Here is a 15,769-nt window from a genome sequence, read left to right as displayed (position 1 = left end):
ATTAATAAGGTAATGATGCTAAAAAAGTCTCATTATCATTTTGAACCCATACATAATAGCGATTGTTTCCGTTTTTTAAAAATACCATTTCATCCTTTGTCACTATATAGCTACAGCAGCATCATTGAAGGTGACTGAAAAAGTAGTACCCATGCCAAGTTCACTTTCCACATGTAATGTTGCATTGAGCTTATTAGCAATTTGCTTCACAATGGATAGACCAATACCCGAACCTTCATAACCTTCGGTATTTGACATACGCCCAAAAATTTCAAAAATTCTTTCACTCTCCTTCAGATCTATACCAATTCCATTATCTTTTACATCATAACGAACGGTATCTCCCTCTCTAACGCTATTGACAGAGACTTTTGGATTTTCCTTCTTACTGCTGTATTTTATTGCATTACCGATAAGATTCAGAAACAATTGATATATTAAGGTTCTCTCCCCCATAACCGGTAATGTTTCTCCCATTTTAAATTCCAAATGGGTTACCTGATATTGCTGCTTACAATTCTCAACGATATTAAGAATCTTTGACCGCGGATTGATCGGCTCAAAGACAAAGTCAACATGGTTTACCTTAGACATTTGGTAAACTTTGTCCATCATATCATTCATAAGTTGCGTTCCTTCCAAGATATTTTTCATTGACTTTTCGAGAAACTCCCGAGAGACATCCTTTTTATACAGCAACATCTGAGCCGTTAGCTGAATGGTAGTCAATGGATTTTTAAGATCGTGGGTCAACGTGTACCCAAATGTATCAAGAGCATTATTAGAGCGCACCAGTTCCTTGTTAAGTTTGTCAATTTCTCCCCCGCGCTGCGCAATCGACTGCTGAATGATATGGGTAATGTTTTCAATAAAAGCAAGTTCTGACGGACGCCATTTTTCGGCTTTCCCTTTTGTAATCTTCTTCCAGGCTTCAAACGAAGTGCGTGGCGAAGGAAAAGCGATCTTTTTTTCTGCGTCAATCTGCATCACTTTTTCTGGTTTCCCTGCCCATACTTCTTCAATCAAACGCTCCTTCCTAAAAATATATAAGTACCAATTCGTTACAGGCAAAATACTAATACGCAAGACACCGGGAAAAACCTCCACATCGTCACCAAAGCCAGTACACTTAAATCTATTGGTGACGAAAAACTCCTTAGTTCCAATCTCTTCATCGATCTTTTTAAGAATCTTTTTGTCAGGCACCTCACCGACAGTCATGGTCGCACGATCACGTTTAATGATGAGCCCCTGCCCATTCATGACCTCCATGATCCGCGTTGCATAATTCTCCAACACATCATACAAGTCACGTTTAATCAACAAATCACTTTTTAAACTATGCTCCAGCTGAGACAGGCTTTTATGCATACGAACTTGCTCTTTCTGGAAATCTGCAAGGTAACGGTTTACGGCATATTGAGTCAGCAATGTACATAAATGGCGCTGCGAGAGATCCACATGCATAGGCTCCCGATGCTGACAGGCAACGAGTCCCCAGAGTTCATCATCGACAATGATACTAAAGCTGGCACTGGCCTTTACGCCGGCATTTTTAAGGTATTGCAAATGCATGGGTGAAAGCGCCCTTAAGCTACAACGTGTCAGATCAAAATTTTCTGCAGCCTTGCCCAGGATTGGAATTGCTCGCTCATCCACATCAGCCGTGTGCCGCGCATGGAAGATACGGTAGAGTTCCCGAGCCTGTGCTGGTATATCAAACTCCGGATACCGGTAGTTTAACAGCGATTCTAATTCCTCGCTCCTGCTTTCCGCAATCACCTGACCGCTATTATCCTCCATAAAACGATAAATCATCACCCTATCAAAGTGGATGATATCCTTTATCAGTTCCGTCAGTGCCTGCCAGCAAGATTTACCTTCACGTTGATCTTCCAGATGCTTCGCGTAATAATATAATTTGGTTGTCTTTACGGCTTGGGGATTACAGTCTTCAATCTCAAGATATATTTTTCCGTCATACCGATATAAACTGAGAAAATAATCTTGCTGATAAATCGTCACACGCTCGACAAATCTGGCAAATAGACTTTGGGAAACGGCCTGTTCAATTTTATCTCCACGAAGCCCAAACGACGGAGCGACATGATCCAGAACAGCTTCAAGGGTCATACCTAACACCGTAGGACATGCTGCCCCCATAATCACTGCACAATTTTCACTTACACCGACACACTTATCATCCTCGAAGATAAATAGATAGCCAAAAGACTGAATATTACCACAAAGATGAATCTTTTCATCATGACAATTAACTTCACGCATACACCTACTATTTCATTAAATAAAAATATGGTAAAATCAATAGTGCTATTCTCCATCAATGCTATCATATGATGCTAAATTAATAAAAATTATTAGAATGTTAAACTATCCTATTTACCTCACAAAACCATGCAGAAATCTTCATCGGCATCTACGCAATTTAAACCCAAAAGCGAACTACATCAGGCATCGTTACCTTAAGTTGTAACAAAGGTGTTGGCATGGTTTATTGCTCGGGATAAAAGGACTTTCATATTTTTTTTTGTATATTGTCTCACTATGAAGATAGTAGATATAACAAAAGACACGCTAATTAGTGCTCAGAAAGAAGGATTTACCGTATTGATAACCAAATTTAATTCAGATCCATTAAACCCAACGTGGATTGTCGATAAGGTTGAAAAAGACAAGATAGAATCGAGCAAAAAAATACTGAGCGAAAACTACCAATTATGCTATTCCATTAAAGAAGCGATAATGACAGTTGATAGCCGCCCGTTTATTGGGAAATTACAGCTGAATAACTAATCGCATTTAATGTGTTTATAATTTCTAACGTATCATTTTAAGCCTTGATAGCTAAGGCACTAAATACAATTATTCATTTCTATCTCAGTCAATCAACCAAGCTATTGACTGGGATAGAAATTAACATCAATGCTATAAATAATTGGAGCATTGCCTTTAGATTTAGCCGTTAAAAGTGCAGCGACATCGACAAGATGCACTGGCGCAGGTTGCCTGGGGTGATAAAGCCTCTCCCCCCATAATAATAGCGAGTATCAAATAGATTATCGGCAGTCAGATTACATTTAAGTTGTCGGTATGCATAACCAATGTTACCATTGCAAAGGATATAGGCATCGGTATAAAAACTCCCGGCACTTTGGCTGTTGATGATTAGATCTCGTCCCACATAGTTCCCCCCGAATCCCACATTCCACTTACTTTCTTTGGCGACAAGCCGTTCATAACTCACATACCAAGTGGAAGACCATTTGGGCCCAGCATTCACAGGTCTCAAACCCTCTACCGCGGCGTCAGCAACCGTTATTTTGCTTATGTTGTGCGCGCCACCTGCATGTATAAAGAGATTGGGTAAGGGTTCTGCCTGTATATCAAGCTCCAGACCGCGGCTATATTGTCGCCCCCCCTGTGTATACTTCGTGGCATCATTAGGATCTGTCATCACCGTGTTGCGTACGTTGATGGCATAATAACTCAATGTCAAGTCAAGTGCATTACCAGGAACCGCTATTTTGACGCCAGATTCTAGCTGACTACCGTATTGCGGTTTGAAATTATACAAAACACCATTTGTACTCGTTGGCGCGAGATTTTGAAAGCCGCTCATATAATTCCCAAAAAATGTCGCCACTTTTGGAAGAAGCTGATAAGTGAACCCTATCTTTGGGGTAATGGTTGATTGTTTATAATCCGCAGTAGTCGTGCCTGTCAGCAAATCTTTCGTCCCCAAATTGATCAGTCTATCATACCGCGCACTGAGCATCAATGTCAATGCATCGGTTGGATGGATAACATCTGAGATATAAGCCGAATAACTATTTTGCGGAGCAACGGAATTGCTGGGCTGTTTAGAAAGCACAAGATTACGGATCAGGTCTGCATGCAATGAATTTGCTCCGGCCAAAGGATTGGCCATGAATATCGTATCTACATAACCGGCATTTTTATAATTTGCAGCATAGCTATAGCGGTGGTAATCAAGACCGACCAGCAATTTATTTTCCAGCCCCCCTATATTAAAATGACCGATAAAGTTTTGTTGCACCTGATAATTACGCATACCCTCCTCATCATAGTGCAATACCCTCCTCGCTACGGCAGTATTATTTTTGACCAATAAATTTGTTTGATAATCGCCGCTCGATGTACTGTTTGTACTGGCAAAGTTTGTTTCAGACTGCCAATCCGGCGAAATAGCGTAACTTATCTTTGCGTAAAAATTCAGTGAAGACGTTTGCCATAGCAAAGTGTTGTCGGTGTAAGATTTAAAGTAGTCCAAATTCAGGCCGTTGGAATGCTCAACATTGATCAAGCTTCCACCGACGAGCGGATTTGCTGGCGTAAATAAAGGACTATTTGTCGTATTTCTTCGCAAGAATTCTGCCTCTAACCTCACCTTAAGATCCGGACTTAACTGATAACTAAAACTCGGAGCGAGAAAAATACTTTTGTTTATTCCTGCATCCTGAAAACTCTTTCGCGACGTATAGGTACCAAACATTCTGAACAGCGACTTATGGGTTGCATCTAAATGCGTATTTAGGTCGATACCGATGCGCTGCAAAGCATTGTTGCCTGTAGCCAGCGAAAAATTCATAAAGCTACTATCAACGGGTACATACGTCAGTACATTGATCAGTCCGCCAAAAACCATGTTTGTTCCTCCAAACAAAGTACCGCTCGGTCCCTTTATCACATCAATTTGCTGGATATTGCTATTTTCATCATTATACTGTAAATAAGCATTCAAGCCATTTCTAAAATTGCTCCGCGTCCGAAATCCACGGACAGTAAAGTAAGGCGCTACTCCGGCCCAGCTTGGTGTTACACCCGCCGCATTTGATAGCATCGCCGACTGGGTTGTGTAGTTTCTATTTTTAGTTAGACGTTTACCCACGCTCGCAGTTACCTGTGGATTTTCGTAGTCAGGGATATTCATGCGGGCAGACTGGAAGCTGGCTTTATCTTTGGCTCTGAACCGTGCGTTGATATAAACAGAGTCAAGCTGTTTGGGCAATAGTGAATCTTTGTATTGCGCCCTTGCAGTGCTGCTACAAATGGTTAATAAAAGCGTAAACATGAATGCGTACGCTAAATATATCGTTTTCAAAAGCATTATAAGTTAAAGTGGACCAATAATAAATGTGAATTAAAACTAAAATACAGTATAGCGAATTCCAGACAAACCGAAAGTCGTCATAAAGAATTATAGATTTTATCTCAAAAAAAGGGGATAATCTGGTAGAATTAAGCTAATGAAAAAGATGGGTGGTCTGAGTATTTCATGAAAGAAATCAAACTTAATAAACAAGGTTGACCGCGCCTTGCCAACAGAGCGCTCAGACTTTGGGGTAAAGATTTTTGGCAAAATTGTCGGAAAATAATGGTGACAAAAAAAAACCGGCGTTTTTGAGAAATATTCGTGAACATCTTTCTCCCTTTGCGTTTCCTTTTTCAACATACGCATAAGAAAGCATTTACCATCACAGTGTAAGGATGGCTTACCTTTATTGATACAATAGGTACTTGCAATTTCGGTACGATTCGCATAAAAGCTTAGCACAATAAAAATCTTGCTAAAACTCATTAGGATGACGCATAGCAGCAGCAGGATTATTGTAATCGATTTAAAAATTCTCGCAACCATTATTATAGCCGCAAATATAGCCATTCTTCAGCGAAAAGGGCCAAATTTTTATCAAATTTGACCCTCCTAATCCGTACGAATAAGACAACGGCATCACTATACCCATGATATGATCCATAGGATATCAATTGCCTAAAGCGAGCGCCCATCAATACCTAACAGATTTTTCGAGTTCCTTTACAAAATCCTTCCCCCAATAATGGATATCGTAATGCTCAATATGCTCATACAGCCGACGCGCCCGCACATGAGCCTCGCCCGGTTCCATCACCAAAGCTTTCAACAAGGCATCTTTCATGCTCTTGCGGTCATAGGGGTTTGTCAAAATAGCATAGGGCAGTTCCACCGATGCTCCTGCGAATTCAGAAAGTACAAGTGTTCCTGAAGTGTCCAGTAATCCATGGGTGGCAATGTATTCCTTTGCCACAAGGTTGAGGCCGTCGCGCAAAGGTGTGATCCAGGCAATATCGCTTAACGCATAATGCTTGATGACCTCCTCAAAAGGAAGCGCTCTATAAAAATATTGTATCGGAGTCCAGTTCATCGTAGCATATTTCCCATTGATCTCACCCACCGCCTGATTTACCTGATCGCGGATTTCATCGTAGATTGTCATGCCCTGCGATGGCGGTGTACACACATTCACCAGTTCAATCTTACCCCTAAATTCGGGGTATTCTGCTAAGAACTCTCCAAAAGCCTGAATTTTCTCCAACGGGCCTTTTACATAATCTAAGCGCTCTATAGATATAATACGCGTTACTCCTGATTCGTCTTTGTTTCTTTTGAGCGTATTAATCTCCAGCCTCACCTGGTCATCCATCAAAATCTGTTCGATATGATCCTTGTTTACGCCGACCGGTTGAGCTCCCAACCTGATCTGTCTGCCGTCCACTTCAATGACTTTCGTCATCTGATCTACTCCGAGAGCGCAGCTATAAGTGAGAAATTGATTGGCAACATTCACCTTTTTGATCACTTTAAAAGGGGTATGGCTACGGATCACATCCACAAAATTTTCTACATAACGTGGGATATGAAAACTGATAAAATCGCAAAGCAGCAGACTTCCGATAATTTCTTTGCGCCAAGGAATGATATTAAAAATATCAGCTGCCGGAAAAGCGGTATGATGAAAGAAACCAATTTTCAGATCGGGTCGCACGGCCTTTAAAAACGATGGTACCATCCACAGGTTATACTCATGGATCCATACGAGGGCCCCATCGTCGGCTTCTCTTGCTATACGCTCGGCAAAGTGCTTGTTAATCATCAAGTAGTGATCCCAATCTTCGTGGTTAAACTTTGCACGGTCCACAAAGGAAAAAATAGTTGGCCAAAAGGCCTCTTTTGAGAACACGCGATAGAATTTATCTATGTCTTCTTTTAATAGCGATATGGTGGATGCCACCAGGTTGGGATACCTGCTTTCATCTACCAACTGATTAGGAACCGGCTGTCCATCCGGCTGCAAAACTTCCTCACCGATCCAAAGACCTGAACGCCCCTTTTCAAATAAGCCCAATAATGAAGGAATAATTCCGTTTGGACTTTTCGGAGCCACCCGCACTGTCTTCCCATTGATCGATTCCTTTTCAAAAGGCAATCGATGATACACCATCACCAGCTGATCGGATTTTTTAGTCCTGCCTTTTTGAGGTGCTATTTTTTGTTCAGTACGGATGAGTTGCTGGAAAGGGCGATATTTACTCATATACTCTAATATACCCCCCGCACCGGCGGCCTCGGCGGCGTAAGCTGTCTCCATTTGATCAACAGCTTGAAGCAGACCGTCCTCCGACTTTCCTACGGCAACACCACGAAAACCGATCTCAAACAAGGCCAGATCATTGAGGGTATCCCCAGCCACCATTACATCGTCCGGCTCGACATCCAAAAATTCAATCAGCTTTTTAAGCGTTGTACCTTTGTTTACACCTCTCGGAAGCAGGTCTAGATACTGATCGGCCGAAGTAATCATGTCACACTCATACCTGTCGGCCACTTGCTTCACTAGATTGAGGTCTACCTCAGGTTCATAATAAAAAGAGCTGCGCCGCTGTTGTGGTACATGTTGATAACGCAATTGCGGAATCTCATCCAGCGCTGAACGGATCGCATAAGTCTGCGGCCATTTTTCCTCAATTTCGCTCTGCAATGGTTCAATCGCTTCGAGGCTGTGGCCGTTTACCAATGTAGCCCCCACGTCAGCTATAATAAAATCTGGCACCGGAATAAGTGGATCGCTCAGCAAAGGCAATACAGACTCCAGCCCCCTCCCTGTCACAAAAACCAGCTGCATATTCGCACTCGCCTTCATCAATCGATATAATCTGAGGCGATCTTCCATTTTACCCCCCAAAAAAGTTCCATCTAAATCTGTTGCTAATATCATATTATCTTATATTCCTTTCTAAAAGTTTAAATTCATCTTTTGCTGCCATATGGTTATACAACACCCGGTAGGCAGTCTGCAACAGGGGCATATTGAGTCCGAGACTTGATACAGTATTCATTATCCCCTTTGTCGCATAATAACCTTCGGCAACCATTCCCATCAGCCCACGTGCCTCAAAAACCGAAAATCCCTGACCGAGATAATGACCAAACTTCCGGTTGCGGCTATGCTTGGAGTATCCCGTCACCAATAAATCACCCAAATAGGTCGAGTTGCCTAGCCGAGAATTGGGTAGACCAACAGCTTGCAGCAACAATCCAAGTTCGTCGATTGCATTCGCTACCAACACCGCCATAAAGTTGTCGCCATAGTGCAATCCTTCAGCCATACCGCAGACAATACCAACCACATTTTTATAAATGGCCGCGTATTCCACTCCGATCATATCAGCGCTATAGTGTACCTGCATATAAGCTGATGCAAATCCTTTCGAAATCTTTTGAATAACGCTTTCATTTGATCCACATAAGGTTATATAGGTTTTTTTGCTTCTAGCAATTTCTTCCGCGTGGCAAGGGCCCGCGATAATTGCCTGCTGTAAGTCGGTTAGCTCAAAATACCTGGCAATGAAAGCACTGGGAAGCAAATTATCCGGCCCAACGGTTCCTTTTATTGCGGTCATCACAAATTTGCCGCTCATGTCCTTTTTGGGGATTGCTTCGCAAACATGATCCAGGTGCGCACTTGGAACGACAAATAGGATTACTTTCGAACGCGCCACGATCATATCCAGCTGATCAGAAGCATAAATTTTTGTATTATCAAGTTTTAAAAAAGATAGGTAGTCGGGGTTGACAGCATCTTCATTGATCGAGCGTACCTGTTCGGAACGCCGCATATACCAGTTCACATGGATGCTATTTTCTGTCAAAATTTTAACCAGGGCCGTGGCCCAACTCCCACCACCAATCACACTAATCTCATTCAAATTATTGGGGGTTTTAAAGATGCAAAAGCAGCGATCTTTTGCTATCGGGTTATCTATTAATTTACAAAATTAGCAAAAAATTAATCAATAAGCAAAAATTAGTTAACAAAGGCGTATTTACACCCAGAAAAACACGTGTTAATATTTTTTCTTAAATTTGTCTGTTCATATGAAAAATTTAAATATGCTAAATCTTAGTGAACAATCATCAAATTCAATCTATCAGTACATTTTCGATCTCTTCTCAAAATTAGGCTTACCCGAACAGCAGGCCCACATAGCAACCGCAGCTGGGCTCCTTTTGACCGCAGCGTTACTCCTCTACGTGCTCGACTATATCATACGTCGCGTATTTCATACAGCGCTAAATAAAATTGCCCTTCGAACCTCAACCAAATGGGATGATTACCTTTTGAGCAATAAGGTACATGTCCGCCTAAGTCGCACTATTCTCGTTCTGCTGGCACGCCAGCTATTACCAATAATTTTCCTGGGCTTTCCAGTGTTAACGGTTGCTTTGGTCAAATTTCTTGATTTAGTGGTTTTGCTGACTATCTATCATCTTGTAAATAGCTTATTGAAAACCTGCCGTGATATCTTCCGCACTTCAAATGGTTTTAAAGATAAGCCCATCGACAGTTACCTACAGGTGGTGCAGATCTTTTTAATTTTTGTGATCGGGACACTGGCTGTTTCACTTCTAACAGGAAATTCACCATGGTCCTTTCTCGTGTCGCTGGGCGCAGCGTCCGCAATTCTGATGTTGGTATTCAAAGACACAATTTTGGGATTTGTAGCCAGTATTCAAGTGTCGGCCAATGACTCCGTACGTGTAGGCGACTGGATTGAAATGCCCAAGTATGGTGTAGACGGCGATGTGCTACAAATTAATCTTAATAATGTCAAAATACAGAACTGGGACAAAACCATTGTCACTATACCGACCTATACGCTTCTCAGCGATTCATTCAAAAACTATCGCGGAATGCAGGAGACTGGCGGTCGTCGTATAAAACGTGCACTGAATATTAAAATGTCATCAGTAAGGTATCTTAGCGAGGAGGAAATAACAGCCTTGAAAAATATCCGCATATTATCACCGTATATTGATCAGCGCGAACGCGAGATTGCCGCGTACAATAAGACGTGGAATACAGACAATTCTTCGCCAGTTAATGGGCGAAGAATGACCAATATTGGTTTATTTCGGGCTTATGTCCTCGCATACGCAAAAAATAACCCTAATATCCACCAAGAATTGACATTACTGGTACGTCAGCTGGCTCCGACAGAATATGGCATACCATTAGAGTTATATATGTTTACCAAGGGAACACAATGGGTATATTTTGAAGATACGATGGCCGATATTTTTGACCATCTGCTCGCAGCAATCAAACACTTTCACTTGCAAATCTTTGAATTGCCAGCGGCAGACGATTTGCGTTTGCTTGTATCGAAAAAAGAACGTGCTGAATCTAGTTTGTAATAACCAACTAAGAGTGCCTAGTGGTTTTCATATGAAAACCACTAGGCATTTATCATTAAATGGTTTATCGGAATACCCGTTGTATCAGTTTACCGATCTCCGCAAAATCCTGGTGATTGCTAATCGCGCGCTTTTCTGACACATCACTGTTATTTTCAGTAAAGGGATAAATCAGCAGATAATTGTTTTCGATCTGATTTTCGTTTAGGTATTGGGTAATGGTATGAATAGGCGATCTATACGAAAAACGGTTACGGTCGGCCATTAGCACGATTAACCCCTGATCAGATGTTAGTCCGCCGATAACCTGATCCACTTCTTTCCAGTCGGATATGTTAACAAATGAAGCTTCCACAGCAGACTTTTTGATAATCCGATGGAGAATTTCGATGATATCAGCTGTACTGTAGAATATAAGTGGGGCGCTCGAATTGCGGGCAATATTCCATATTTTTGATAGCGCTTCAAAAAAGCCGGATTCCCGGTATGCCAATGGCGGGATAAGCACAACATACTCTTTTACAGTTGAAATCGGTTGAACGGCACGGTACAACATCAAATTGACATGCTCATTTTTTAAGTAGCCGTTGTACAGATTATACATAAAAGACGTTGAAAAGCCCTTATCTTTATCCAGGCCGATGATAAGATCCGAAATGGATTTTTCTTTGATCACATTATTTATTCCGTCAACTACTCCGTTGTCATGCCGGGTAATGGCCTGCAACTGGACATCAGCCGCTGCTCCCAGCTTCACTGCAGATTCAAGAATCCTTTCTGCATTTTTTACAGAAGACTCATTTTTATCCTCACTGATGATATTTAAAGCAAAAAGCTGGTCGTCTTTTGATTTTGTACGAATCAGCAGTCCCAAATTGACCATCTTTTCAGTCATCTGTTCCGTATTGATCGGCAATAGGATATGAGCATCGGGAAGCTTATCCCCTGCTATGGTATCTTCCCGATCTGCCTCCGCAATTCGCTGCGCACTGGACATCGACACAAAGGATGAAATGGTACAAGAAATTAGAATCAGCAAAATACTCCCGTTCAGCACATGCTCGTTGAGCAAACGAATAGGTTCACCGTCTGTCGTTTGCCCAAGGATAATATTATAACCAACCATAACCGCAGCCAATGTGGCGGCGGCAGAAGCCGAGCTCATCCCAAATATAAGCATCCCCTCTTCCCTGCTAAGGCAGAAGGTCTTTTGCGTCAGCAGGGCAGCTATATACTTACCACCAATAGAGGCCACCAGCATGATCGCTGCCACACCCAGGGTTTCCCAGCTTTTAAAAAAAGCCGAAAAGTCAATTAGCATTCCCACGCTGATCAGAAAGAATGGAATAAATATAGCGTTTCCAACAAATTCGATCCGATTCATCAAAGAGGAAGTATGTGGAATCAGGCGATTCAGTGCCAGTCCAGCAAAAAAAGCACCAATAATGGATTCAATACCGGCCAGCTCCGCCAAAATCGAAGCCAGATAGATCATTACTACTACAAATATATATTGCGAGATCTTGTCCGATACATTTTTAAAAAACCAGCGCGCTATAATCGGGAACACTAACAGAACAACCAGCGCAAAAGCAACCATAGCAACACTTAAACGAATCCAAAAGGCAGTGCTCACATCGCCCTGAGAAAGGCCGACAATAACTGCCAATACCAAAAGCGAAAGTACATCTGTAATCATTGTCCCTCCAACGGCAATATTGACGGCAAGATTTTTTGTTATGCCCAAGCCACTGACCAATGGGTAAACGATCAGTGTATGCGACGAGAATAAACTGGCAAATAGAATCGACGTTGATAGCGAAAAATGTAATACATAATATCCCCCGATAAATCCGAGTATAAAGGGCGCCAAAAAAGTATAGATTGAGAACGTGATACTTTTCCATTTATTTTTCTTAAAGTCACCCATATCGATTTCTAGACCAGCTAGAAACATTATGTAAAGCAGCCCTGTCGTTCCCGTCACCACGACACTGCTGTCTCGAGAGAGCATATTGAAGCCGTAGGGCCCGACGATCGCACCTGCAACCAGTAAACCTAGCAGATGTGGAACTTTTATTTTATTGAGTAGCAGAGGCACCAGCAATATAATGAGCAACTCGATAAAGAACTTAAGTAAAGGGTCTTCAACCGGAAAAGTAATGTGGTGAATACTGGCTAGGATCATTTTTCAGTGGGTGTAAGTTCAATAGAAAAGTTTGCTTGGCAATCGCCTTTCGTGCCGACCGTCTGTGTTCCGCGCATGATCTTAGAACCAATCAGATCAAGGTTCATTTGCACCCTCGCCCTACTTTCGTCCATACTGTCTTGTACTTGGACCAGGCTAATCCGATTATCCGATAAAGAACCTTTAAAGAGTCGCATCGTTTTATTTTTGGTATAGGTCTTTACATAAATACCTGAAGCATCAGCCACAAATTGCCATTGCTCGTTCCTTTGGTCACCAATTACATAATTGTTGCAGTTCGACGAACGGCAGACCAATCTACTGCTCCATTGTCCGGCGATCGAATCTGGCCAACGCTGAACGATGGTGTCGGGCTTAAGCTGCTTGGATTCTGCCGCATGCAGACTATCTCGCATAGCTAACAATGCTTCGTATTCGGACTCTTTCTGCGCAAATTCGTGTTCTTTCTTGACAAGCTGTTCTTCACGATTTTGTAAATCTGCCCTTCCCTTCGAATCGCATGATATGATGAGAAGAGAAAACAATGTTAAATACAGTATCTTTTTCAATCTAATTACTTTTTAATATTTATAAATGTCAAGTAGTCTTGCGAGCTAAAAACACCCTAAATCCTTATAAAACCACTATTTTTTAAATAGACAAGATTTCTTTCGTTAAACATCATCGGAGGTTTTCATTGGCATTGCTACTGATAAAAATTTCATTTTTCTCTTCCGAGATAATTTCCAGAAAACGGTCGTAGTGCTTCAATACATCGCTGATTAATTCGTTTTTCGTAAAGTACTGAACGTCATAACCCTCACGTGCATCCCCAAAATAAGATTTGGGAAAATACGTTTTATTATCGTCGAAGTCTGGAAGATTCTCTTCTTCAACCACATAATCAGAAACCACTTTGACCTGGCTTTTTACACCATAGATAAAATTGTTGATTACGTCATGCCGGATTTCAATTTGTATCCGCTTGGGTTGCTCAAACTCGCGAATATTTGCTTCTATACGATTATGCTTGAATTCCGCCTGCAAATCCTCAAACGCTAACATCACGGTGTTCTTCATAAACTCTTCAACAGATTCACGACTTTTGAATGAGACAATCTGTTGGAGGCGATCTTTCCAAAATTCGCCCGACCAGGGAACCGTACTGACCGAAAAATCACGTTCATAATAACTTCGATCAATGGTCAATGCTTTGACCAAACTGACGCAAAAAAGCAACATAATCAGCGAAAAAGGCAAAGCTGTGATAAGTGTCATGGTTTGCAATGCCTGCAGTCCACCCGTATTTAACAACATAAGTGCTAAGATTGCCAACAAAGCACCCCAAAAAACCATTTGCCATTTCGGTGACTTCTCCGCATTCTTAGTAGAAATGCTATTCATCACAAAGATCCCCGAATCGGCTGAAGTCACAAAAAAGATAATGATAATCAAAATGACCATGTAGCTGACTATCTCGGAGAACGGTAAGTAGTCCAAAAACCTAAACATCAAGGCATCAGGATTATCAGCCAAGGCACTCAGTGCACCTTTGGCAAAATGCAGATCAAACCACATTGCACTGTTACCAAAAACAGACATCCATACAAAATTAAATATGGTGGGAATAATAAGTACGGCCGCAATAAATTCGCGAATGGTCCGCCCTTTGGATATCTTAGCAATGAATAATCCTACATAAGGCGACCATGATATCCACCAGGCCCAGTAAAGAATTGTCCAATTGTAGAACCACGGCAGCGTAGCTTCGTCATAGACATGCGTATCGAAAGTCAAACTAAAGAAATTGTTCACATAATTACCGATTCCTTCCGTAAAACTTCCAATAAGGTAAACCGTTGGTCCTAAGAAAAGTACAAACAATAGCAGGACGACAACGGTGATTATATTAATTTTACTCAAAAGCTTTACTCCCTTATCCACCCCTGAAGTTGCGGATAAGATGGATAAGAGAGTCAACACGCCAACAATCAAGATTTGATAAGCGAAGTTATTTCCCGAGACAAGTCCTAAAGTTTGCAAGCCTGCATTGACTTGCACCACCCCAAAACCGAGCGTCGTCGTAATACCAAAAAACGTACTGCAGAGGGCAAATACATCAACGGCATTACCCCATTTTCCATTAATCTTGTTTTTCAACAAGGGATAGAAACAACTTCTTAGCGAAAGCGGTAGTCGATAACGATAAGCGAAATACGATAAAGAGAGTCCCACAACGCCATAGATCGCCCAAGCATGAATACCCCAATGAAAAAATGTATACAGCTGAGCAGTTTGAACCCGATTAATATTGTGATGTCCAGCAAATGCGTCCGTTGAAAAATGCTGCATCGGCTCAGCAACGCTGAAATACATCAAGCCAATTCCCATACCGGCAGCAAATAACATGGATATCCAGGAAAAGAATGTATACTCGGGCTTACTGTCGTTACTTCCCAACTTGATATTACCAAATTTACTAAACATCAGGTAGAGGAGGAAAATAACAAAGAGCGTAACGGCCCATACGTAAACCCAATTGAGGTTAACAAAGATAAATTGTTTGACCGTATCTAGCATACGGACAGCCAAAGTCGGAAAAAACACCGACAATAGACAAACGCCTACAATGAAGATCAGACTTGGAATGACAATTCCTCTATTAAACGTCGATTTTGACAAGCTCACAAGAATTAAGTTTTGTTTATACTGCGGTCTTACAACCAATTAAGATTTTATGTTACGAATTAGTGCGCTTAACGATATTGCACTTCGGAAATAGATTGTAGTTTTAACAACTAACTGGCGAAATTGTTTGTAAACCATCTTACTCAACTGTAGTTGTTCGCCAAAAAAAATAGTAGATTGTCTTCTGTAGGTAAAAAAGGATTCCATTTTGAAAACTTTTCCTTAATACTTTATGGAAATTCATAGCGAAACCTATCGTAAGATAACGGAGTCAAGATCCTCAATTTTCAAATTGATTAAAACCAATTCGGGTCTTTACATCGTATATTAGAAAACAA

The 15,769-nt window shown here is 41.4% G+C and carries 9 protein-coding genes; 2 read left to right on the top strand and 7 right to left on the bottom strand.

Annotation, left to right across the window (positions count from 1 at the left end):
* Positions 1-102: 102 nt before the first annotated feature.
* A complete protein-coding gene (locus tag J2X77_RS02040) occupies positions 103-2,286 on the bottom strand; it encodes an ATP-binding protein (RefSeq protein WP_209579865.1) in 2,184 nt (727 codons plus the stop codon).
* 279 nt (positions 2,287-2,565) lie between these two features.
* On the opposite strand from J2X77_RS02040, the gene J2X77_RS02035 reads away from it, so the two are divergent.
* Positions 2,566-2,814: a hypothetical protein gene (locus J2X77_RS02035; RefSeq protein WP_209579862.1), complete on the top strand. Its 249-nt coding sequence runs from the start codon at positions 2,566-2,568 to the stop codon at positions 2,812-2,814.
* Between the two features lie 169 nt (positions 2,815-2,983).
* Here the strand turns inward: J2X77_RS02035 and J2X77_RS02030 are convergent, their stop codons facing one another.
* The 3 genes from J2X77_RS02030 to J2X77_RS02020 form a co-directional block, all read right to left on the bottom strand.
* Positions 2,984-5,113, bottom strand: a complete 2,130-nt coding sequence (locus tag J2X77_RS02030; protein ID WP_209579860.1) for a TonB-dependent receptor domain-containing protein — start codon at positions 5,111-5,113, stop codon at positions 2,984-2,986.
* A gap of 715 nt (positions 5,114-5,828) precedes the next feature.
* Positions 5,829-8,075, bottom strand: a complete 2,247-nt coding sequence (ggpS, locus tag J2X77_RS02025) for a glucosylglycerol-phosphate synthase (protein WP_209579851.1) — start codon at positions 8,073-8,075, stop codon at positions 5,829-5,831.
* Position 8,076: 1 nt separating this feature from the next.
* Positions 8,077-9,066 (bottom strand): NAD(P)H-dependent glycerol-3-phosphate dehydrogenase, encoded by a 990-nt coding sequence (locus tag J2X77_RS02020; protein WP_209579849.1) that lies wholly within the window; start codon positions 9,064-9,066, stop codon positions 8,077-8,079.
* Positions 9,067-9,235: 169 nt separating this feature from the next.
* Between J2X77_RS02020 and J2X77_RS02015 the strand changes: the two genes are divergently transcribed.
* Positions 9,236-10,555, top strand: coding sequence for a mechanosensitive ion channel family protein (locus J2X77_RS02015; RefSeq protein ID WP_209579847.1), 1,320 nt, complete (start codon positions 9,236-9,238; stop codon positions 10,553-10,555).
* Positions 10,556-10,619: 64 nt separating this feature from the next.
* On the opposite strand, the gene J2X77_RS02010 is transcribed toward J2X77_RS02015, so the two are convergent.
* The 3 genes from J2X77_RS02010 to J2X77_RS02000 form a co-directional block, all read right to left on the bottom strand.
* Positions 10,620-12,743 carry a cation:proton antiporter gene (locus tag J2X77_RS02010; protein ID WP_209579846.1) on the bottom strand — a complete coding sequence of 708 codons (2,124 nt, stop codon included), beginning with the start codon at positions 12,741-12,743 and terminating at the stop codon, positions 10,620-10,622.
* Positions 12,740-13,312, bottom strand: a complete 573-nt coding sequence (locus tag J2X77_RS02005; protein ID WP_209579844.1) for a hypothetical protein — start codon at positions 13,310-13,312, stop codon at positions 12,740-12,742. The genes J2X77_RS02010 and J2X77_RS02005 overlap by 4 nt, the downstream gene beginning before the upstream one ends.
* Before the next feature lie 112 nt (positions 13,313-13,424).
* Entirely contained in the window at positions 13,425-15,431 is a 2,007-nt protein-coding gene (locus tag J2X77_RS02000; protein WP_310078759.1) for a BCCT family transporter, read from the bottom strand.
* Between the last annotated feature and the right edge of the window lie 338 nt (positions 15,432-15,769).

This window comes from Sphingobacterium sp. 2149 (genome assembly GCF_031455655.1).
Classification (GTDB): Bacteria; Bacteroidota; Bacteroidia; order Sphingobacteriales; family Sphingobacteriaceae; genus Sphingobacterium.
This window is presented reverse-complemented; position numbering and strand designations above follow the sequence as displayed.

Excerpts from the sequence above, each read along its gene's own strand:
- J2X77_RS02035 (WP_209579862.1), top strand. The coding sequence starts at position 2,566 with ATGAAGATAGTAGATATAACAAAAGACACGCTAATTAGTGCTCAGAAA.
- J2X77_RS02040 (WP_209579865.1), bottom strand. The coding sequence starts at position 2,286 with ATGCGTGAAGTTAATTGTCATGATGAAAAGATTCATCTTTGTGGTAAT.
- J2X77_RS02015 (WP_209579847.1), top strand. The coding sequence starts at position 9,236 with ATGAAAAATTTAAATATGCTAAATCTTAGTGAACAATCATCAAATTCA.
- ggpS (WP_209579851.1), bottom strand. The coding sequence starts at position 8,075 with ATGATATTAGCAACAGATTTAGATGGAACTTTTTTGGGGGGTAAAATG.
- J2X77_RS02010 (WP_209579846.1), bottom strand. The coding sequence starts at position 12,743 with ATGATCCTAGCCAGTATTCACCACATTACTTTTCCGGTTGAAGACCCT.
- J2X77_RS02030 (WP_209579860.1), bottom strand. The coding sequence starts at position 5,113 with ATGTTTACGCTTTTATTAACCATTTGTAGCAGCACTGCAAGGGCGCAA.